Annotated in this window: 16 protein-coding genes; 7 read left to right on the top strand and 9 right to left on the bottom strand. The window is 55.7% G+C overall.

Features of this window, described 5'->3' with window-relative positions; all coding sequences use genetic code 11:
- Position 1: 1 nt before the first annotated feature.
- Positions 2 to 661, bottom strand: a complete 660-nt coding sequence (gene ccmB, locus GYRE_RS17145) for a heme exporter protein CcmB (RefSeq protein ID WP_006820366.1) — start codon at positions 659 to 661, stop codon at positions 2 to 4.
- Complete coding sequence (gene ccmA, locus GYRE_RS17140; RefSeq protein WP_038256913.1) at positions 658 to 1,281, bottom strand: cytochrome c biogenesis heme-transporting ATPase CcmA; 624 nt, start codon at positions 1,279 to 1,281, stop codon at positions 658 to 660. Before ccmA ends, ccmB begins: the two co-directional genes overlap by 4 nt.
- A 707-nt stretch (positions 1,282 to 1,988) precedes the next feature.
- Between ccmA and mgtA the strand changes: the two genes are divergently transcribed.
- Positions 1,989 to 4,721: a magnesium-translocating P-type ATPase gene (gene mgtA / locus GYRE_RS17135; protein ID WP_038256911.1), complete on the top strand. Its 2,733-nt coding sequence runs from the start codon at positions 1,989 to 1,991 to the stop codon at positions 4,719 to 4,721.
- A 114-nt stretch (positions 4,722 to 4,835) separates the two neighbouring features.
- Positions 4,836 to 4,922: a magnesium transporter protection protein MgtU gene (mgtU, locus tag GYRE_RS25330; protein ID WP_350338166.1), complete on the top strand. Its 87-nt coding sequence runs from the start codon at positions 4,836 to 4,838 to the stop codon at positions 4,920 to 4,922.
- A 30-nt stretch (positions 4,923 to 4,952) separates the two neighbouring features.
- Here mgtU and GYRE_RS17130 read toward each other — a convergent pair whose 3' ends face one another.
- Positions 4,953 to 6,155, bottom strand: coding sequence for an MFS transporter (locus GYRE_RS17130; protein ID WP_038256910.1), 1,203 nt, complete (start codon positions 6,153 to 6,155; stop codon positions 4,953 to 4,955).
- Positions 6,156 to 6,267: 112 nt separating this feature from the next.
- Here GYRE_RS17130 and GYRE_RS17125 point away from each other — a divergent pair, with 112 nt between their 5' ends.
- The gene (locus tag GYRE_RS17125) at positions 6,268 to 7,227 is read left to right on the top strand and encodes an AraC family transcriptional regulator (protein ID WP_038256908.1); all 960 of its coding nucleotides are present in this window, start codon (positions 6,268 to 6,270) and stop codon (positions 7,225 to 7,227) included.
- Here the strand turns inward: GYRE_RS17125 and GYRE_RS17120 are convergent.
- Entirely contained in the window at positions 7,211 to 8,599 is a 1,389-nt protein-coding gene (locus GYRE_RS17120) for a carbohydrate porin (protein WP_038256906.1), read from the bottom strand. The genes GYRE_RS17125 and GYRE_RS17120 overlap by 17 nt on opposite strands.
- Positions 8,600 to 8,653: 54 nt before the next feature.
- A complete protein-coding gene (locus GYRE_RS17115) occupies positions 8,654 to 10,012 on the bottom strand; it encodes a glycoside-pentoside-hexuronide (GPH):cation symporter (RefSeq protein WP_038256904.1) in 1,359 nt (452 codons plus the stop codon).
- Positions 10,013 to 10,414: 402 nt separating this feature from the next.
- Between GYRE_RS17115 and GYRE_RS17110 the strand changes: the two genes are divergently transcribed.
- Positions 10,415 to 12,118, top strand: a complete 1,704-nt coding sequence (locus GYRE_RS17110; protein ID WP_038256902.1) for an alpha,alpha-trehalase — start codon at positions 10,415 to 10,417, stop codon at positions 12,116 to 12,118.
- Between the two features lie 51 nt (positions 12,119 to 12,169).
- On the opposite strand, the gene htpX is transcribed toward GYRE_RS17110, so the two are convergent.
- The 4 genes from htpX to GYRE_RS17090 form a co-directional block, all read right to left on the bottom strand.
- The gene (htpX, locus tag GYRE_RS17105) at positions 12,170 to 13,051 is read right to left on the bottom strand and encodes a protease HtpX (protein ID WP_038256900.1); all 882 of its coding nucleotides are present in this window, start codon (positions 13,049 to 13,051) and stop codon (positions 12,170 to 12,172) included.
- Between the two features lie 193 nt (positions 13,052 to 13,244).
- Complete coding sequence (gene prc / locus GYRE_RS17100) at positions 13,245 to 15,293, bottom strand: carboxy terminal-processing peptidase (protein WP_006820377.1); 2,049 nt, start codon at positions 15,291 to 15,293, stop codon at positions 13,245 to 13,247.
- Positions 15,294 to 15,312: 19 nt separating this feature from the next.
- Positions 15,313 to 16,002 (bottom strand): RNA chaperone ProQ, encoded by a 690-nt coding sequence (gene proQ / locus GYRE_RS17095; protein ID WP_006820378.1) that lies wholly within the window; start codon positions 16,000 to 16,002, stop codon positions 15,313 to 15,315.
- A 97-nt stretch (positions 16,003 to 16,099) separates the two neighbouring features.
- Entirely contained in the window at positions 16,100 to 16,597 is a 498-nt protein-coding gene (locus tag GYRE_RS17090; protein WP_038256897.1) for a GAF domain-containing protein, read from the bottom strand.
- 152 nt (positions 16,598 to 16,749) lie between these two features.
- Here GYRE_RS17090 and yebS point away from each other — a divergent pair, with 152 nt between their 5' ends.
- From yebS to rsmF, 3 genes are all read left to right on the top strand, one after another.
- Positions 16,750 to 18,033, top strand: a complete 1,284-nt coding sequence (gene yebS, locus GYRE_RS17085; protein WP_038256895.1) for a membrane integrity lipid transport subunit YebS — start codon at positions 16,750 to 16,752, stop codon at positions 18,031 to 18,033.
- Positions 18,002 to 20,629 (top strand): PqiB family protein, encoded by a 2,628-nt coding sequence (locus GYRE_RS17080; protein ID WP_006820381.1) that lies wholly within the window; start codon positions 18,002 to 18,004, stop codon positions 20,627 to 20,629. Before yebS ends, GYRE_RS17080 begins: the two co-directional genes overlap by 32 nt.
- Before the next feature lie 77 nt (positions 20,630 to 20,706).
- A complete protein-coding gene (gene rsmF, locus GYRE_RS17075) occupies positions 20,707 to 22,143 on the top strand; it encodes a 16S rRNA (cytosine(1407)-C(5))-methyltransferase RsmF (RefSeq protein ID WP_051860991.1) in 1,437 nt (478 codons plus the stop codon).
- Positions 22,144 to 22,232: the final 89 nt, after the last annotated feature.

Here is a 22,232-nt window from a genome sequence, read left to right as displayed (position 1 = left end):
TCTATTGCACGCTGATACGTAATGCCGCCGCGGTGGCGAACGGGCTTAAAGTGGCGCTTGCCGCCAGAAACGCGCCGAGCACCGCCAGATAACCGTCAATCGGCAGCTGCATCTGCGCCGCGTTGACCGCGCCGGTAGCAAAGATAAGCAGCGGGATCGTTAACGGCAGCACCAGCAGGCTCAGCAGAACACCACCGCGCCGCAGGCCAACGGTTAGCCCCACGCCAATAGCGCCGATAAAACTCAGGGTCGGCGTTCCCAGCAGCAGAGTCAGCGCCAGCACCTGCCATTCATCAACCGAAAGGCCAAACAGCATGGCGATGAGCGGCGAGATAATCAGCAGCGGCAGCCCGGAGACCACCCAGTGCGCCGCCACCTTCGCCAGCACCACCATTGATAACGGTACCGGCATCAGCATCATTTGCTGGAGCGAGCCATCCTGCCAGTCATCACGAAACAGCCTGTCCATCGCCAGCAGCGACGCCAGCAGTGCCGCAACCCAGACGATACCGGGCGCAATTTGCCGCAGGAGCTGCGGCTCCGGGCCAATAGCCAGGGGAAATAAAGTGACGATAATCAGAAAAAACCACAGCGGGTTGACCACTTCCGCCAGATGGCGAAACGCGAGGCGCAGATCGCGCCTGAAAATCTGCCCGATCATACCTCCGCCGCCTCATACTCACGCAGCATCACGGTCCGAAGCGGTACCGAGAGCGGGCGCAGCGGCTGATGGGTGGTGAGTATCAGCGCCCCCCCCTTCGCCACGTGCTGCTCCATGCGCAGAGTCAGGGTGCTGATACCGTCGGTATCCAGGGAGGTGAAAGGCTCATCAAGGATCCAGTAGCAGGCTTCGCTTAGCCACAGACGCGCCAGCGCAACCCGCCGCTGCTGACCGGCGGAAAGTTGCGATGTGGGGAGATCTTCGAATCCCAACAGCCCCACCTGTTCCAGCGCCTGCCAGCGCGCTTCAAGTGAGGCCTGAGGATGATAAAAACGTAAATTTTCGTCCGCGGTTAACGCGCCTTTGATGCCTGGCTGATGGCCAATCCACAACAGATGACGCTGCCAGTCTTCGCGGATCCGGGGCAACGATTTTCCCTGCCAGCAGATTTGCCCTTCGTTCGGCGCCGACAGCCCGGTTAATAAATGCAGCAACGATGTTTTCCCGGCACCATTACCCCCGGCGATTTGTACCATGTTCCCGGGCAGGACAGAAAATGATAAACGCTCGAAGAGAGTTCTCTCATCCCGATGGCAGGCGATGTTTTTTATTTCAAGCATTAGCGAACCGATCCAGTAACCGCGCGCAATACATTCAAGAGCTTATACTATAGCGAAAGAACACAGACGGGTTGACTGGTTTGTGGAAAATCATCAATTGTTTATGATCTGCCACACATTGATCACAAGGATGGCGCGGCAGGTTGATGCAGTTTGTCCGTCCAAAGTATGGGTTAACCTCGTTATTGTCGTACGAATGCCGCAATACAGGACATAACAATATTAAACAAATTGTCACCAGAGTGTGTTTTTTCCTTTATCTATTTATTTTCCTGGCTATAATACTTTCACTTTCATATCAGGAGTCATACGTTGGACAGTCACCCTTTATTTATTAACAAGGCAAGCTAAGCGACGTATTCCTGCCGCTGCTTGCCAAATCCGGCGGGCAGCAATCTCTCCATACTGACGATTGCCCCACAAACAGGTTACGCGAAGTTGACTTCGTGAGGTGTCGTTATGTTACTGTTTACCAATACATTATTCCCTCCACCCCGGAAAAAACGCTAATCGTCTTCACTGACGAGGAAATCTGGCGTGCTTAAAAAAACCTGGCGTATTCCTGTGGTTCTTAGACCGGAATAAATCAGGTTACGGCCTCCCGTTGTCTTTATTTCAGGGTTGAAGTAATAAGCGCCATTAAATAATAAAAAATATTATGCATGAATTAATGCAGGGTATGTCACGTCCTGAGCGAGGATATTATTATGACTGACATCAACATTGAAAACCGCAAAAATAAGCTGCACAGCGCTGAGCTCGAAAAGCAGCACAAAACCCGTTTCCCGATCGAAAATGAGGCCCGTCATACGCCAGAACAGTCGCTGGCTCGCATGAACAGTAGCCACGAAGGCTTAACCACCTTCGAGGCCATGGAACGCCTGCAGGACTATGGCCGGAACCAGGTTGCCCACGACAAGGCGCCACCGGCTATTATTCAGCTGCTGCAGGCTTTTAATAATCCCTTTATCTATGTGCTGATGGCGCTCGCCGTGGTCAGCTTCTTCACCGACTACTGGCTGCCGCACGAAAGCGGTGACGAAACCGATCTCACCGGAGTCACCATTATTGTGGTGATGGTGAGCCTCAGCGGCCTGCTGCGCTTCTGGCAGGAGTTTCGCACTAACAAAGCGGCGCAGGCGCTGAAATCGATGGTCCGGACGACCGCCACCGTACTGCGTCGCGGCCCGGCCGAAAGCCAGGCGGTGCGCGAAGAGATCCCGATTGAAGAGCTGGTCCCCGGCGACGTCATTCTGCTTTCCGCAGGCGATCTGGTCCCCGCAGACGTCCGTCTGCTGGAGTCGCGAGATCTGTTCGTCAGCCAGTCGATCCTCAGCGGCGAATCTCTACCGGTGGAAAAATACGACGTGATGGCGAACGTCAGCGGCAAGGACTGCCAGTCGGTTAGCGACGATGCGAACACAAAGAATCTGCTGGAGCTGGGCAATATCTGCCTGATGGGGACCAACGTCACCAGCGGCACCGCCCGTGCGCTGGTGGTCGCCACCGGTAGTCGTACCTGGTTTGGATCGCTCGCGAAATCTATCGTCGGTACCCGCACGCAAACGGCCTTCGATCGCGGCGTGAACAGCGTCAGCTGGCTCCTGATCCGCTTCATGCTGGTGATGGTGCCGATTGTGCTGCTGATTAATGGCCTGACCAAAGGCGACTGGGTGGAAGCCTCTTTGTTTGCGCTGGCGGTAGCCGTGGGTTTAACCCCGGAAATGCTGCCGATGATCGTGAGCTCTAACCTCGCGAAGGGTGCTATCGCGATGTCGCGTCGCAAAGTCATCGTTAAACGCCTGAACGCTATTCAGAACTTTGGCGCGATGAACGTGCTGTGCACCGACAAAACCGGCACGCTGACCCAGGACAACATTATTCTGGCGCATCATCTGAACAGCAACGGCGTGGAGGATCACCGGGTACTGACCCTCGCCTGGCTCAACAGCAACAGCCAGAGCGGTGCACGCAATCTGATGGACAGAGCCATTCTGCGCTACGGTGAAGGCCGCATCTCCCCGGTCGTACAGAGCCATTTCCGCAAGCTCGACGAACTGCCGTTTGATTTTGTCCGTCGTCGGGTGTCTGTGGCGGTGGAGGATTTCCGCCAGGGCGAGCGCCTGCTGATTTGCAAAGGGGCCGTTGAGGAGATGCTCACCGTCGCCACCCATATGCGCGATGGCAATAACATCATCGAACTGGATGAAATGCGCCGCTGCACGCTGGTTGCCCGCACGCATCAGTACAATGAGCAGGGCTTCCGCGTACTGCTGCTCGCCACCCGCAAACTCGACGGCGAAACGCCGCTGCAGCCGCTGCACGCGCAGGACGAGAAAGGGCTGGTTATCGAAGGGATGCTCACCTTCCTCGATCCACCGAAGGAGAGCGCCAGCAAAGCCATTACCGCTCTGCGTGATAACGGCGTTGCGGTGAAGGTGCTGACCGGCGATAACCCGGTCGTCACCGCACGGATCTGTGATGAAGTGGGCATTGATTCACACAGCATTCTCACCGGCCCACAGATTGAAAACCTGAGCGATACCGAGCTCGCCCGCGAAGTGGAAGTGCGTTCGGTATTTGCCAAACTCACCCCGCTGCAGAAATCGCGGATCCTGAAGATGCTGCAGAAAAACGGCCACACGGTGGGCTTCCTCGGCGATGGTATTAACGATGCGCCCGCGCTGCGTGATGCCGACGTCGGGATCTCGGTCGACAGCGCGGCGGATATCGCCAAGGAGTCTTCCGACATCATCCTGCTGGAAAAAGACCTGATGGTGCTGGAAGAAGGGGTGATTAAAGGCCGTGAAACCTTCGGCAATATCATCAAGTACCTGAACATGACCGCCAGTTCTAACTTCGGCAACGTCTTCTCAGTACTGGTTGCGAGCGCGTTTATCCCGTTCCTGCCGATGCTGGCGATTCATCTGCTGATCCAGAACCTGATGTACGACATCTCTCAGCTGTCGCTGCCGTGGGACAAAATGGACAAAGAGTTCCTGCGCAAACCGCGTAAATGGGATGCGAAGAATATCGGTCGCTTCATGCTGTGGATTGGCCCGACGTCGTCGATTTTCGACATCACCACGTTTGCGCTGATGTGGTACGTCTTTGCGGCGAACAGCGCCGAAATGCAGTCGCTGTTCCAGTCGGGCTGGTTTATTGAAGGGCTGCTGTCGCAGACGCTGGTGGTGCACATGCTGAGAACGCAGAAGATCCCGTTCATCCAGAGCCGCGCAACGCTGCCGGTGCTGCTGACCACCTTCTGCATCATGGCTATTGGTATCTACATTCCATTCTCGCCGCTCGGCACGATGGTGGGTCTGGTACCGCTGCCGCTCAGCTACTTCCCATGGCTGGTGGGTACCCTGCTCTGCTACTGCCTGGTCGCTCAGGGAATGAAGCGCTTTTACATCAAACGTTTTGGCCAATGGTTCTAGGAGGTCGCGATGCAGAATCCCAACGACCCACTCATGTCAGTAATATTTTTGATTGTCGGTATGCTGGTCTTTTTTTTCGGCATGTGGCAAATCGTGCAATAGACAGGAGGCAGCATGCGAAAGAATAACCCAGACAGACTGTTTCTCACGGTCATCCTCTTCGCGGTTGTTATTATTTTGCTGACTATCTGGATACGCTAAACCACGGGGGCACATCTGCCCCCGTTTTTATTACTCTTCTCCCTGAACCCGCGGCGTGACCCGCACGCCAAGGAAGACGATAACCATCGCGGTCACCAGCAGCAGCCCGCTGCCGGTAAACACGCCGCTGGCACCGTTGAGGTCGAACACCATTCCACCACCCGCGGCCCCCGCGCTGATGGCAAGCTGAATAGACGCCACCAGCAGCCCCCCCGCGCTTTCAGCTTCATCCGGTACCGTTCGGGCAAGCCATGTCGACCAGCCGACCGGCACCAGCCCGAAGGCAAAGCCCCATAGCGCTACCAGCAGGCCGTCGATCGCCGCCAGATGGCCAAACGCCACCAGCATCAAGGCCAGAACGCCCATCACGAACGGCACCAGCGCCAGCGTCATCCGCAGGCTGCGCGACAACAGGTACCCCGCCACGGAGGTCCCAATAAAGTTTGCCACCCCAAAGCCAAGCAGGATCAGCGATACGCTCTCGACGCTCGCCTGACCGACGGTTTCGAGGAACGGTCGCAGATAGGTGAAGAACGCAAAGTGACCGCTAAAAATCAGGATCGTCGCCAGCATGCCGCCGATCATCCCCGGGCGACGCAGTACCCGGAACAGGGTACTGAGGCTGCCGCTGCTTTCCGGACGCATTGATGGTAATACCCACAGCTGCCACAACAGCGCCAGGATGCTCGGCACGGTGCAGAGCAGAAACACATTGCGCCAGCCAATCATTGCGCCGAGATAGCTGCCGAGCGGTGCCGCGACCACCGTGGCGACGGAGACGCTGGAGAAAATCACCGCCAGCGCCTTCGGCACTTTATCTGCCGGTACCAGACGCATGGCGGTGGCGGTCGACATCGCCCAGAATCCCCCGATGGCTACCCCCAGAAGCAGCCGACCGAGCAGGAGAACCTGCAGTCCAGGCGCAAACGCGACCATCAGGCTTGAGACGATTTGTAGCACTGAAAAGAACATCAGCACCCAGCGCCTGTCGATATTTTTCGTTGCGGCGGCAATCAATAATCCGCTCACCAGGGCGACCAGCGCGGTAGCGGTCACCGCCTGGCCGGCCATACCTTCGCTCACGCCCAGGCTCGACGCCATCGGGGTCAACAGGCTGGCGGGTAGAAACTCCGCGGTTATCAGGCCAAACACGCCTAAACCCAGCGAGTAGACGGCGCGCCAGGCCGGTTTTGCGGGCGTCATAACTTCACTCTGTGCGACGCAGGAATTCATCTGTTGCTCTCCCGTTAGAAAAATGTGACAACTGTCGCAAAGCATAGAAAGTTCCCCGTGGACGATCTATGACATATAATCTTCATTTATTGACTATCCGTCCGGAGTTGCGATGAGCGCTCATCACCATCCCGATTTAATCAGCGAGCTTTTACGCGGTATGCGCTTATCCGGCGTGAAGTACCGCCGTATTGAGGTCAGCCCGCCCTTTGGCGTAGGTTTTGAACAGGCTCCCGGGCGGGCGCAGTTTCACTTTGTCAGTCGTGGCCCGGTATTACTGCGCATCGCAGGCGGCAAAACGTGGATGCTTAATACCGGCGATGCGCTGTTTATCCCCAACGGGGATAGCCATATGCTGCTGTCCGACGCGGAGGCCAGCGTTACCCCCATTTCCGCCTGTCCGAGTGAGCCAATCTGCAGCTCGGTCTGCGCCATCCGCCAGTGCGGGACTGAGACCGATGCCACGGACAATGCCGTTATCTTTAGCGGCTGCATGGATTTCGAACTCGGCGGGATGCAGCCGCTGGTCAGAGCGATGCCGGAGGTGATGCTGGTAAGTTCACTGCTGTCGACCTGGCCGGAAATTCACCCGCTGCTGGCGGCGATGGAGCGCGAATCACTGACTCGCCAGGTCGGGTTCGCCGGGATCCTCGCGCGACTGGCTGACGTGGTCGCAGCCCTTATCGTACGCGGTTGGGTCGAATCCGGCTGCGGCAGCGCTACCGGCTGGGTGCAGGTGTTGCGCGATCCGAAGCTGAGCCGCGCCATCTACGCCATGCACCAGCAGCCGGGCGTCAACTGGAGCGTGGAGACGCTGGCGCGCGAAGCCGGGACGTCACGCTCGGTCTTCGCCGAACGTTTTCTTGCTGCCACCGGCAGCACCCCGGCCCGCTACCTGAGCGAGCTCAGAATGCGCCTTGCCGTACAGTACATCAGCCAGGAGCAGCAACCGATTGAAACGGTCGCGCTCCAGTTGGGCTACAGCTCTGTTGCCGCCTTCAGTCGCGCCTTTAAGCGCATCGTCGGGCAGCCCCCCGGCGCTATGCGTGAAGCGGTCAGAAGTAATATTTGAAACGCACGCGACCACCATAGCGTGAATCTTCGCTACCGTTCCCCTCTTTCGGGTCAGATTCGACCCACGAGGCGTAAGCCCCGAGATAAATATTGAAGTTTTTCATATTCATCACGTTGGGGAACAGGTAAGAGGCATGAATGGTATGAATATCGTAGCTCCCCGGATCGGTCACCCAGCAGTCACCGCCACAGTCTGCGTCAAAGGTTGCGGAATCAAAGCGGTCGATATTGTTATGTGCGTAAATGTAGCCCAACTCAACGTTATGCCATAGCGCATTCACCCCGGCGGTAAAGTCGGTTTCGTCGACGGCATCCAGATACGCGGTGCTGAGATTAACGACGACACCGTCCTGCGGATCGGTCTGTTGTCCGTTCCAGGTCATGGTCCAGCCGTATCCGGTGCGATCGGACTGATCGACCCAACGCCCGCTGCTGTCACGGTAGCCATAAGCATTGTTGACAAGGTTGCTTTCCATGGCGATTGCCGTGGAGAAGCGCCCATTCTGCCAGGCAATCACCGGGCGCACATAGGCAACGTTCTTATCGTTCACCAGTTCAGCCCCGTGATACTGCTTATCAACAAACAGTGCGCTGCCGTCTTCCAGCAAGGTGTTCACTTCAAAATACCAGTTCCCGAGGGTTTTACTCATGAGGAAACTCCCCCCGCTGTCGCTGCGTCCGCGCCCCTCTTTCATCATGTAGATATAGCCGTAGCCGTCGCTGTAAAGATCGTTGGCGGTATTACCGGAATACTCAACAAACGTATCCTGATTCAGCGGGAACATATCCCACGCCTCGAAGCGCCCGACTTTCACCTTCCAGTCGTTCTCCTGACCGAAGAAGAACACCGCATCATCAAGGTTCATCGAACCGGTCATATCGGCGAGCGGCTGCGCTGAGAATCCAGCAAAATAGCCGTTATCCATCCGCCGGTAGCCGTCGAAGCCCAGCAAAATACGACCATTGATATCCCAACGCTCATTGCCACCCGATGCCCAGTCGCTGTTAGCCGTGGGGTGTAAAGAGGTAAGGCTGCCGGTCCGGCTGGCGGCGTCCATATTGAATTCGACGTCACCGTAGATTTTCAGGTCTCCGTAACCTGAAAGCGTCAGTTTGGGGAGCACGTCCTGCGGCGCCGCTGCCGCCGCTTGTTCCGACTGTACGCTAACTGTCGCAGAAGGTGGGGTCTTTACGCTCTGCTGCTGTAGCGCCTGTATCTGAGCTTCAGCGTTGGCTGCGCGTTGCTCTGCGCTCGCCAGGCGGCTTTCCAGCTCCACAAGTTTTTGCTCAATTCCGCTGGAGGTATTGGTGGCTAACGCCTGCGCGCAGCAAAGCCCGGCGATAGCCATCGCTATATATTTTATTTTCATACTTTTAGTCCTTGTCATTACTGATAATAAAAAAGAAGCCATCAGTGAAAATGATTAATCCTTGCAAAATTCCCCGTTTCTCAAATCATTCACCACGTTATTCATTACCGATGCTTTCAAGCCGTAGAACTTTATCGCCAGGGCGGCTAATAAATAAAAAAGCGAAGGAATGACAGAAAATAACAGCACCACACCCTGTACTGCCGTAGCCGTTTGTACCGAACTACCCGCCTGGTAATTAAAGCCAGCCAGTACCCATCCCAGAATGGCACCACCGACGGCAACCCCTAATTTAATAACAAAGATATTGGCGGCAATATTCATTCCTGTAATACGCCGCTGCGTTTTCCACTCGCCGTAATTATTGGCATCAGTAATCATTGACCACTGCAGCGCACCGTTACCTCCCTGCACGACCTGAATAATGACGTGTGCCGCCAGCGGTATCACCCACCACTGTACCGGGAGCCAGAAACAGGCAAGCCCGAGTAACGCATTGAAAATATTGACCCAGAAAGAGAGCCTGACCTTGCAAAAACGAGTGCCGAACGGCTTCGCCAGGACAGAGCCAAACATCGAGGCGAACATGCCGCCCAGCATAAACAGGGAGATAATGTCCGCGCCTCTGTTCAGCACCGTATTCACGTAATACACCACCGCCCCGCCGCGAATGACAACCGCCACCAGCATCGTGAAGTTATACACGGAGAGGATCAGCCACTGCTCGTTGCGAAACAGCACCCTGACATCGCGGGCAATATTGAGATTCTCCTCTTTTATCGGCTGCACGCGCTCTGTGGTGGTGAAAAAACAGATGATAAACATCAGGCATCCCAGTGCGCCAAAAATCGCCATCGCCAGCTGGATCCCTGCCGCCCGATCCGCCGGATACAGATAGTCAGCCAGAGGAAGAATAAAGGCGGTACCCAGCGCCCCGCCTACCGGAGTAATGGCAAAACGCCACGACTGCAGCGACAGATTCTCATCCGGATCGGCGGTCAGTGCCGCCCCCAACGAACAATAGGGAATATTGATGGCGGTATACATCAGCGTCATAAAGATATAGGCGGCAACGGCATAGGTGACTTTCCCGCTTTCGCTGAAGTCAGGAATGGTGTAGACCAGCACACAGCTGACGGCGAACGGGACGCAGATAGCCAGCAGCCAGGGGCGAAAGCGCCCCCATCGGGTATGGGTGGCATCCGCAATCGCGCCCATCACCGGATCGGTCACCGCATCTAATAAACGTACCAGTAAAAACATGGTGCCCATGACCGCCGGGGGCAAACCATAAATATCGGTATAAAAATAAGCAAGAATAGCGACCGACGAATCAAATACAATATGGCTGGCGGCATCCCCCAGGCTGTAACCTATTTTCTCCCGAATTGGGATCCGTTGTGCATTTTCCATAACGCCTCCTTTAATAAGGGCAATGCTATTTTCTGGAGAGTAATTTCATACAGAGCACCACATACGATCCATTATGTTTTTTGATTACTATTTTATGTTTTTTATTTTGTGTGATCGTGCACGTGAAATATCTTGTGTGCAGCTTATTTATTTGCATAACAACCTCACACATCAACTAAGGGATTTCTTATTTATTGAATCCGCTTATTTAGCCAGAGTATTTATACAGCAGTTTTATAATATATTTATTTCCTTGCACTTCCGTTTTCTCACGCAAGGGTAAATTGTCTGGTTCTGCGTAAAATGCGGGGTTCGCCACGCCGGAAAAGAAAAAATCGGCTAAGGTTTTCAGAGGGTTGTTTACAGCGGCACCGCTGTTCAGTTTTACAAGGAGAAGACTCGATGACAAAACCTGTACTGCGCCGCCCTGATGCACTGGCATTAGCGCTGCGAATAGCGCTCTGTGGTGCGCTGCTGAGCGCTGCACCTCTCACCCGGGCTGATGATGCCCCTGCCAGCCCTCCCGCTTCGCCGGATGTTCTGCTCGGGCCGCTGTTTAACGACGTACAAAGCGCCAGGCTATTCCCCGATCAGAAAACCTTTGCCGACGCGATACCCAACAGCGATCCGCTGATGATTCTGGCCGATTATCGGATGCAAAAGAGCCAGAGTAGTTTTGATCTGCGCCATTTTGTTGATGTGAACTTCACGCTGCCGGCAGAGAAAGAGAAGTATGTACCACCAAAAGATCAGACGCTGCGCCAGCACATTGATGGCCTGTGGCCGGTACTGACCCGCTCCACCGAAAGCGTGGCTAAGTGGGATTCGCTGCTGCCGCTGCCAAAACCCTACGTGGTGCCCGGCGGGCGTTTTCGCGAGGTATATTACTGGGACAGTTACTTCACGATGCTGGGTCTCGCAGAAAGCGACCACTGGGATAAAGTCAGCGATATGGTGGCTAACTTTGCCGCTGAGCTCGACAGCTGGGGTCATATCCCAAACGGTAACCGCAGCTACTACCTGAGCCGTTCGCAGCCGCCCTTCTTTGCTCTGATGGTAGAACTTCTGGCCACCCACGAAGGCGACAGTGCCCTGAAAACCTATCTGCCGCAAATGATGAAAGAGCACGACTACTGGATGGAGGGTGTTGATACCCTGCAGCCGGGGCAAAGCCATCATCGGGTCGTCAAGCTGGCCGACGGCGCGGTGCTCAACCGCTACTGGGATGACAACGATACCCCGCGTCCGGAATCGTGGCTTGACGACGTCAACACCGCGAAGAGCAACCCCAACCGCCCCGCGACGGAGATTTATCGCGATCTGCGCTCGGCTGCCGCCTCGGGCTGGGACTTCAGCTCTCGCTGGATGGATGATCCGCAAAAGCTCGCCACCATTCGCACCACCAGCATCGTTCCGGTCGATTTGAACGCACTGATGTTCAAAATGGAGAAGACGATCGCCATCGCCAGCAAGGCCGCAGGCGACAGCGCTAACGCCGCGAAATATGAAGCCCTGGCGACGGCCCGTCAGAAAGCGATGGAGAAATACCTGTGGAATGACAAAGAGGGCTGGTACGCCGATTACGATCTGAAAAGCCACAAAGTCCGTAATCAGCTGACCGCCGCGGCGCTGTTCCCGCTGTATGTTAACGCCGCCTCAAGCGAGCGCGCCGCGAAGATCGCCTCAGCGACCGAACAACGGCTGCTGAAGCCGGGCGGGATAGCGACAACCACCGTCAACAGCGGCCAGCAATGGGATGCCCCTAACGGCTGGGCGCCGCTGCAGTGGGTCGCAGCAGAGGGCCTGCAGAACTACGGTAAGGAGAAAATCGCGATGGAGGTGAGCTGGCGGTTCCTGACCAACGTCCAGCACACCTATGACCGCGAGCAGAAGCTGGTCGAGAAATATGATGTCACGACCACCGGTACAGGCGGTGGCGGCGGTGAGTACCCGCTGCAGGACGGCTTCGGCTGGACCAACGGCGTGACGTTGAAAATGCTCGACCTCATTTGCCCTAAAGAGAAACCCTGTGACAGCGTGCCGCAGGCACGCCCTGCAGCCCCTGCTCCGACCCCAGCCGCCGGGGAGAAAAAACCGGCAGCATAAAAAAAGCGCGTCCAGCGATGGACGCGCTTTTCAGTTCTTCTCCGGCGGCGGTTATTTCAGATATTCGCCGCTGCGCAGTGCTTCAATACGTTTGTCCAGCGGCGGGTGCGTCATGAACAGCTCGCTCATTGACTTCGCTTTGCCGTTGATACAAAACGCCATCATGCTGCTGGCCTCCTGCGGCTCGTAGCTGGTTTTCAGACGCTGCAGCGCAGCAATCATTTTCTCGCGACCCACCAGTTTTGCCGAACCGGCGTCGGCATGGAATTCACGATGACGGGAGAACCACATGGTAATGATGCTCGCCAGAATACCAAACACCAGTTCCAGCACGGTGGCGACCGCGAAGTAGATAAGCGGGTTGCCGTTGCTGGACTCACCTTCATCACGGTTGCCGCCGAGGAAACCTGCCGCAATCTGCGCAATCACGCGCGAGATAAAGATAACGAAGGTGTTAACAATACCCTGAATCAGGGTCATGGTGACCATGTCGCCGTTTGCAATATGGCTGATTTCATGGGCGATAACCGCTTCTGCTTCGTCACGGCTCATGTTTTGCAAAAGCCCGGTGCTGACAGCCACCAGGGAAGCATCACGCCGCGCGCCGGTAGCAAACGCGTTGATATCCGGTGCGTGGTAAATTGCAACCTGTGGCATGGCGATACCCGCCTGGCGAGCCTGCTGTGCCACGGTATTAATCAGCCAGTTTTCAGTTTCATTGCGTGGTTGCTCAATGACTTCACCTCCCACTGATTTCAGCGCCATCCATTTCGACATCATCAGCGAAACGATAGAACCACCGAAACCAAAAAGCAGAGCCATGATTAACAGCCCTGTCATGCTGCTCGACTGAATTCCTGTCAGGCTCAGTACCAGCCCGAACACAACCATAACGGCCAGGTTGGTCAGCAGGAAAAGCGCGATCCGCATCATAATTTTCTTTTAACCTCGTTCTAACAATACGCACTATGCGATTACCCACATCGTAGGGGCATTACGCTTATTTTCAAGTGTTGACGGCGGCTAAGTCACGAGAAAGACACAACTTTACATTTAAAATGCGTGTAACTTACATGTAATAAGAAAGGAAAAAAAACAGGCACAATTGCTTGTGCCTGTTGGGGGATTATTTTGTTGGTGCCGGTTGTTCTGCCGGTCGCGCTTTCTCGGCTTTCGCCAGATCCAGTGCGATTTTCACCGTTTCATCCAGATACGGATCTGGCTCCTGATAATCTTTTGGCAAATCATCAAGTTTCTTGAGCGGTGGTTTACCTTCACGCTTATAGCGATCGTTAATCCGCGCCAGACGAGTCGCATCATCTTCCTCGTTCTCTTTCTCACGCTGAGCGTAATTGAGAGAAGCGATATTGCGTTTTGCCTTCTGGGCATTGAAGCGCGCAATGTCTTTCATGATGTACTGGAATTCCGGATCTTTCGCGATACGGTCATCGTGCAGCTTCAGCAGCTCCGGTTCGAAGGTCTGCATGTCGCCGGTCTTGACGTAGGTCGCCGCATTGATACTGTCCCACGGCAACGCGTTGTCTTCGAACTTCTCGCCGGTTTCCGTCTCTTCACTGCCGGTTGGCATCATGATGTCCGGTACTACACCTTTACGCTGAGTACTGCCGCCGTTGATGCGGTAGAACTTCTGAATGGTGTACTGGACAGAGCCCAGCGCCGGCCATTCAGGGCGCAGCATTTGGTCGTAGATACGGTTCAGAGAACGATACTGCTGAACGGTACCTTTACCGAAGGTTGGCTCACCAACAATCAGCGCGCGGCCATAATCCTGCATCGCCGCAGCGAAGATTTCAGACGCCGAGGCACTGAAACGATCGACCAGTACCACCAGCGGGCCTTTGTAATACACCACGCCGTCGGTGTCGCTGTCTTCACGCACCTTGCCGTTGTTATCACGTACCTGCACCACCGGGCCAGACGGAATAAACAGACCGGAAAGCGATACCGCTTCGGTCAGCGCCCCGCCGCCGTTGCTGCGCAGATCGATGATAATGCCGCTCACGTTCTGCTTCTCAAGCTTCTGTAGCTGAACCTTCACGTCATCGGTCAGGCCAACGTAGAAACCAGGAATATCGAGAACGCCGATTTTCTCTTTGCCGACGGTTTTCACCGACATTTTCACCGCACGGTCTTCCAGACGAATGCGCTCACGCGTCAGGGTCACGATGCGGGTTTTGGTGCCCTTACCAGCAGGCAGGATCTCCAGGCGCACTTTGCTGCCCTTCGGCCCTTTGATAAGCGCGACCACGTCATCCAGACGCCAGCCAATCACATCCACCATGGCTTTGCCGGTCTGACCGACGCCAACAATGCGATCGCCAACGCTGATAGCTTTACTCTTCGCCGCCGGACCGCCTGCGACCATGGAGTTAATCATGGTGTAGTCGTCGTCCATCTGCAGCACGGCGCCAATACCTTCCAGAGACAGGCTCATTTCGGTATTAAACTGCTCGGTGTTGCGCGGAGAAAGATAGTTAGTATGCGGATCGATTTCGTGCGCGAAGGAGGTCATCGCCAGCGAGAACACATCTTCGCTGTTGGTCTGCGCCAGACGACGGATCGCCGACTTATAGCGACGGGTCAACGTATCACGAATTTCCTGATCGTTTTTCCCGGCCAGTTTCAGACTCAGCTCGTCATACTTCACCTTGCCGTCCCACAGGGCATTCAGCTCGGCTTCCGTTGTTGGCCACGGTGCCTTACTGCGGTCAAGATTGAAGGTATCGTTGCCGGTAAAGTCCATCGGACGTTCCAGCACCTTCAACGCATACTGATAGCGTTCGAAGCGACGTTTCTGCGCCAGGTTGAACAGGTCGTAGAAAACATCGAGCTTGCCGGTGCGCAGTTCGTCACCGATTTCGCCTTTTTTCGCCGCATACTGTTCGATATCGCTGGCCAGCAGTACGTTATGACTGTAATCCAGCAGATTAAGGTAACGGTCGAAAATCTTCGCCGAAAAAGCCTTGTCGAGATCGAACTGACGGTAATGGGAACGCGTAAACCGCGAGGTCACACGCTCACTCACCGTCGCGTGCTGAGCTTCTTCCTTAAGAACAGGAATTTGATCAGCGCGCGTAATATCGTCCACGGCGAAGGCGTGGCCTGTTATTGCAAACAGGCCAGCAAGCGCGGTGAGCTTAAAAAATGTGTTCATGCCTGGCCAGGCCTCCGTTTCAGAACACCAGGTGTTCTGCGCGTACAATCATTGACATACCAGAAGTCAGCTGTACACGAACGCCATCTTTGGTGATCTCCAGTACAGTGGCGTCCATAGCATTGTTACCTGCTTTGACTTTCAGAGATTGCCCAACGGACAGCACGGAGAGATCGGAAACCGGCGTCAGTTTCGGCTCTTCACGCGGTGCGCGCTGAGGTTTGGCAGCAGGTTTAGCAGCACGAGGTTTACGCTCAGCACCTTCCGGACGGCGAGTCTGCGGGCGTGGTTTACGCTCACGGCGCGGCGTCTCTTCCTGCTCGCCTGCGGCGGCAGCGGCTTCACGTTTCTTCGCCTGCTGCTCCATACGCTGAGCCTGAACTCGCGCTTTGGCCTCTTCCAACTGCTGGCGCGCATGCTGCACGTGCTGCTCGTCCAGTTCCCCACATGGGTTACCGTCGAGGTCGACACGCGTTGCGCCTGGCTTGATACCGTACAGGTAACGCCAGCTTGAAGTGTACAGGCGTAAAGCCGAACGGAGTTGGGTTTTGCTGAGGTTCATTTCCCCCTCAACGCGTGCAACGAGATCCTGAAAGATACCAACTTTCAGGGGGCGCGCTTCGCCTTCAGCACTGAAACAGTGCGGAAAACGTTCGGCCAGGAATGCGATTACTTCTTTACTGCTGTTCAACTTAGGTTGATTTTCCATGAAATTTCCTGATTACAACGGACGTAGCCAACTAGCCGCAGGCATGAACAGGCGACATTATAATGACGCCATCGCTAAATGCTACGTTATCCGTTGATTATCCTGCGACCTGCGCAAAGAATTTTTGATAATCGGTGTCTGCAAGCAGCTTTTCAAGGTGCCCGACAAGCTCCCGCAAGCCCTGCTCATCCTCTGCGTTGAAGCGGGAATACGTGACGCTGTCGATATCCAGTACACCAATAATCTGATTGTTCACGCTGATCGGCAATACGATTTCAGCATTACTTGCCGCATCACAAGCAATGTGTCCTGCGAAAGCATGAACATCATCGACACGCTGAATGCGATTTTCTGCCACCGCGGTGCCACAAACTCCGCGGCCAACCGGGATACGTACGCAGGCAATTTTGCCCTGGAACGGCCCCAGCACTAACGTTTCGCCTTCCAGCAGGTAAAAACCGGCCCAGTTAACCTCATCAAGACGCTCGTACAGCAGCGCGCTCAAATTAGAGAGAGTCGCCAGAAAACTGGTTTCGCCTGCCATTAACGCCTGAAAATCGCGGTTCAGATCCGCGTAAAATTCTGTTTTGTTCATTATATAATCACTTGGTTGTCTTACTTCACACCCGGTAGCCTACCGGGCATCGCCCTATAAAATAAGCATTAAATGCGGCCGGGCTCAAGATGAATCCATTCATGAGTTAAGATAGTACTTAGTCTTATACCTCATATTTGCGTATGTAATAAATGGCCCTTAAAACACCACACATAACGCCCGCTAAAAAAATCACCGTTCAGGCGGTCAGCGATCCTCTTCCCAGGGCACATTATCAACGCTGTCCGGAATGCGATACGCTGTTTTTGTTACCTTTGATGAAATCTCATCAGAGCGCGTTCTGCCCACAGTGTAATGCCAAAATCCGCGATGGTCGCGACTGGTCCCTGACAAGGCTTGGCGCGATGGCGCTGGCAATGCTGCTGCTGATGCCATTTGCCTGGGAGGAACCGCTGCTTCGCCTGCACCTGCTCGGCATCCGTATTGACGCTAACCTGCTGCAGGGCATCTGGCAGATGACGAAGCAAGGCGACCCGATTACCGCCAGCATGGTCTTCTTCTGCACCGTTGGCGCACCGGTAGTGCTGGTGGTGTCTATCGCCTACCTGTGGCTCGGCAACATTCTCGGCATGAATCTACGGCCGGTGTTGTTAATGCTGGAGAAGCTCAAAGAGTGGGTGATGCTGGATATCTATCTGGTCGGTATCGCCGTTGCCTCAATCAAAGTTCAGGATTACGCCTTCCTGCAGCCGGGCATCGGCCTCGTGGCGTTTATCAGCCTGGTGCTGCTGAGTCTGCTGACGCTTATTCATCTGAACGTCGAACAGCTCTGGGAACGCTTCTACCCCGAGCGCCCGGCCACGCGCTTTAACTCCGCGCTGCAGGTGTGTGTGCATTGCCATTATACCGGCTTCACGGACAGCCGTGGTCGCTGCCGTCGCTGCCATACGCCGCTGCATTTTCGCCGTAAGAACAGCCTGCAAAAAAGTTGGGCGGCGCTGATTGCCTCTATTGTGTTGCTGATCCCGGCCAACCTGCTGCCCATCTCCATTATCTACGTCAACGGTGCACGTCAGGAGGACACCATCATGTCCGGTATCCTGTCGCTCGCCCACAGTAACGTGGCGGTGGCAGGGATTGTGTTTATCGCCAGTATTCTGGTGCCGTTTACCAAAATCATTGTGTTGTTTACCTTGCTGGTGAGCATCCATTTTAAGTGTGAACAAGGACTAAGAACGCGTATCCTGTTGCTGCGAATCATCACCTGGATTGGCCGTTGGTCAATGCTCGATCTGTTCGTTATTTCGCTGATGACATCGCTGATTAATCGCGACCAGCTTCTCGCTTTTACTATGGGTCCCGCTGCGTTTTATTTCGGCTCGGCGGTAATATTGACTATTCTTGCAGTTGAATGGCTGGACAGCCGATTACTTTGGGATGCACATGAGTCAGGAAACGCCCGCTTCGCCGACTGAAGCGAGAATTAAAACAAAGCGCCGTATCTCACCTTTCTGGCTGCTACCGGTCATCGCGCTGATGATTGCCGGGTGGTTAATCTGGAACAGTTTTGAAGACCGCGGGAATACGATAACCATCGACTTTATGTCTGCAGATGGCATCGTGCCTGGACGTACTCCTGTTCGTTTCCAGGGGGTTGAGGTCGGTACCGTTCAGGACATCAGCCTGAGCAAAGATCTGAATAAAATTTCCGTCAGCGCCAGCATCAAAGGCGATATGAAAGATGCTCTGCGCAAAGATACGCAGTTCTGGCTGGTAACCCCAAAAGCTTCTCTGGCGGGGGTTTCCGGTCTCGATGCGCTGGTCGGCGGTAACTATATCGGCATGATGCCGGGTAAAGGCGACCCGGAAACGCACTTTACCGCTCTCGACACTCAGCCAAAATACCGAATCAATAATGGCGAGCTGATGATTCATCTGCATGCGCCGGATCTGGGTTCGCTCAACAGCGGCTCGCTGGTCTACTTCCGCAAAATTCCGGTGGGCCGCGTGTACGACTACGCGATCAACACCGATAAACAGGGCGTCACCATTGACGTACTGATCGATCGCCGCTTCACCAGTCTGGTGAAAAAAGGGAGCCGCTTCTGGAACGTCTCCGGGGTGAAGGCCGATGTCGGCCTGACCGGTGCTAAAGTTCAGCTGGAGAGCCTGGCGGCGCTGGTCAACGGTGCCATCGCCTTTGACTCGCCCGATGACTCCACCGCTGCACAACAAAACGATGAATTTGGTCTGTATGCCGACCTGGCGCACAGCCAGCGCGGGGTTCTCATCACCCTCGCCCTTCCGGACGGTGACGGCCTGAAAGCGGGCTCCACCCCCCTGATGTACCAGGGACTGGAAGTGGGCCAGTTAACCAAACTGACGCTCAACCCAGGCGGCGACGTCACCGGTGAGATGACCGTCGATCCCAGCGTGGTTAACCTGCTGCGTGAAAATACGCGAATTGAACTACGCGCCCCCAAACTCTCGCTGTCCGACGTTAACGTCAGCGCCCTGTTGACCGGCAACACCTTTGAGCTGGTACCGGGCGAAGGCGCCAGCCGCGACCACTTTGCCGTACTCCCTGCCAGCAAAACGCTGCTGCAGGATCCCGGCGTCGCTACCCTGACGCTCTCAGCGCCGGAAAGCTACGGCATTGAGGCCGGACAGCCGGTCATTCTGCACGGTATTCAGATAGGCCAGGTGCTGGAACGCACCCTGACCGCTAAAGGCGTTTCGTTCGCGGTAGCGATTGAACCGCAGTACCGCGACCTGGTGCACGGCGACAGCAAATTTGTGGTTAACAGCCGGGTTGATGTGAAGGTCGGTCTTGATGGCGTCGAATTTTTAGGTGCCAGCGCCAGCGAGTGGGTTAACGGCGGGATCCGTATTCTTCCCGGCGATAAAGGCCCGCTGAAGCAGGAGTATCCGCTGTTTGCCAATCTGGAAAAGGCGATTGAAAACAGCCTTGGCGATCTGCCTACCACCACCCTGACCCTGACCGCCGAAACGCTGCCGGACGTGCAGGCCGGATCCGTGGTGCTGTACCGTAAGTTCCAGGTTGGGGAAGTTATCACCGTGCGACCGCGCGCTAACGCTTTTGATATCGATCTGCATATCAAGCCGGAGTATCGCAAACTGCTGACCAGCAACAGCGTGTTCTGGGCCGAAGGTGGCGCGAAAGTACAGCTCAACGGCAGCGGTCTGACCGTTCAGGCTTCCCCGCTCTCCCGTGCGCTGAAAGGGGCTATCAGCTTCGATAACCTGACCGGGGCCGGGGCAAACAAAGGCAATAACCGCCTGCTTTATCCGACTGAAACCGCCGCCCGTGCGGTCGGGGGGCAGATTACGCTGCACACCTTTGACGCCGGAAAGCTGGCGGAAGGCATGCCAATCCGCTACCTCGGCATCGACATCGGCCAGATCCAGTCGCTGGAGCTGATTACCGCACGCAATGAAGTGCAGGCGAAGGCGGTGCTGTATCCGGAATACGTCGATACCTTCGCCCGTAGCGGAACGCGTTTCTCGGTTATCACCCCGCAGATTTCAGCGGCCGGCGTGGAGCACCTCGACACGATCCTCCAGCCCTACGTCAACGTTGAGCCTGGTAAGGGTAGCCTGCGTCGTGAATTCGAACTTCAGGAAGCCACCATTACCGACTCTCGCTACCTTGATGGCCTGAGCATTGTGGTTGAAGCCTCGGAAGCTGGCGCTCTTGGCGTGGGTACGCCGGTGCTGTTCCGCGGGATTGAAGTCGGTACGGTCACCGGCCTGCGTCTGGGCTCACTCTCAGACCGCGTGATGATTGAGATGCGTATCAGCCAGCGTTATCAGCACCTGGTGCGTAATAACTCGGTCTTCTGGCTGGCCTCCGGCTACAGCCTCGACTTCGGCCTGACCGGCGGCGTGGTGAAAACCGGTACCTTCAACCAGTTTATCCGTGGGGGAATCGCCTTTGCGACGCCGCCGGGGATCCCGCTGGCGCCGAAGGCGCAGGCAGGCAAACACTTCCTGCTGCTGGAGGCTGAACCTAAAGAGTGGCGCGAGTGGGGCACCGCCCTGCCGCGTTAATTCCGCAAACGCTCCGGTATTTTTGGCCGGAGCGTTTGTGCTAAACTGCGCACCCGTTTTTCTTCGTGGTGCGCCCCGTGGCTCAAAATTCCGTATTCCTTCCTGATGACTTTCTCCTCCAGATGCGTGCAGCCATGCCCGCGGAACTCTCCTTCGACGATTTTCTGGCCGCCTGTCAGCGTCCGTTGCGCCGCAGCATTCGCGTCAATACGCTGAAAATCACCGTCGCCGATTTTCTGGCGCTGGTAGCCCCTTATGGTTGGCAGTTAACGCCGGTCCCCTGGTGTGCGGAAGGTTTCTGGATTGAGCGTGAAGACGAAGACGCGCTGCCGCTCGGCAGCACCGCCGAGCACCTGAGCGGTCTGTTCTATATTCAGGAGGCAAGCTCAATGCTGCCGGTGGCGGCACTGTTTGCCGATGGCAATCAGCCGCAGCGGGTGATGGACGTCGCCGCGGCGCCAGGTTCCAAAACCACGCAGATTGCCGCACGGATGGACAACGAAGGCGCGATTCTCGCCAACGAATTTTCCGCCAGCCGGGTGAAGGTATTGCATGCCAATATCAGCCGCTGCGGGATCCGCAACATCGCCCTGACCCATTTCGATGGCAGGGTGTTCGGCGCCGCGCTGCCTGAAGCCTTCGATGCCATTCTGCTCGACGCCCCCTGCTCCGGTGAAGGCGTGGTGCGCAAAGATCCCGACGCGCTGAAAAACTGGTCGGTCGCCAGCAATCTTGACATTGCCGCTACCCAGCGCGAGCTCATCGACAGCGCCTTTCACGCCCTACGCCCGGGCGGTACGCTGGTCTATTCCACCTGTACCCTGAACCGTGATGAAAATGAAGCGGTCGTGGCGTGGCTTTTAGCCCAGTATCCGCAGGCGGTGGAGGTTGTCTCACTACAAACGCTGTTTGCCGAAGCCGGACAGGCGTTAACGCCGGAAGGTTATCTGCACGTGTTCCCGCAGATTTTCGATTGCGAAGGCTTTTTCGTTGCCCGCCTGCGTAAGACGGCCAGTATCCCACCGCTACCCGCGCCAGGTTACAAGGTAGGAAAATTCCCGTTCACGCCGATGAAGACTCGGGAAAGTACCGCCGTTACCGAAGCCGCCGCCCGTTCCGGACTTCGCTGGGACCGCACCCTGACGTTATGGCAGCGTGACAAAGAAATCTGGCTCTTCCCGGCAGAAATTGAACCCCTCATCGGCAAAGTACGTTTCTCACGCCTCGGCCTGCGCCTTGCAGAAACGCATAACAAAGGTTTTCGCTGGCAGCATGAGGCCATAATAGCGCTAGCTGAAAGCCACACCTCCGGCTTCGCGCTCACCCTCGCCGAAGCGGAAGAGTGGTATCGCGGGCGCGATGTCTATCCGGAAAATCCGCCAAAAGAAGATGAGGTTATCGTGACCTTCCAGGGTTTCCCGCTGGGGATAGCCAAAAAAGTCGGTTCGCGTCTCAAAAACAGCTACCCGCGCGAGCTGGTGCGTGACGGAAGGCTTTTTGCCAGCAATGCGTGACGGCGCACAACTTTTCCGCATTTTCTGACTGGCAATCTGCTCTGCGTTGACTACGCTGAAAAATGGGCGACCTAACTGGTCGTACCACA

The sequence above is a fragment of the Yokenella regensburgei ATCC 49455 genome (genome assembly GCF_000735455.1).
Classification (GTDB): Bacteria; Pseudomonadota; Gammaproteobacteria; order Enterobacterales; family Enterobacteriaceae; genus Yokenella; species Yokenella regensburgei.
Note: the sequence above shows the minus strand (reverse complement) of the source record. Positions and strands in the feature narration are given on the sequence as shown.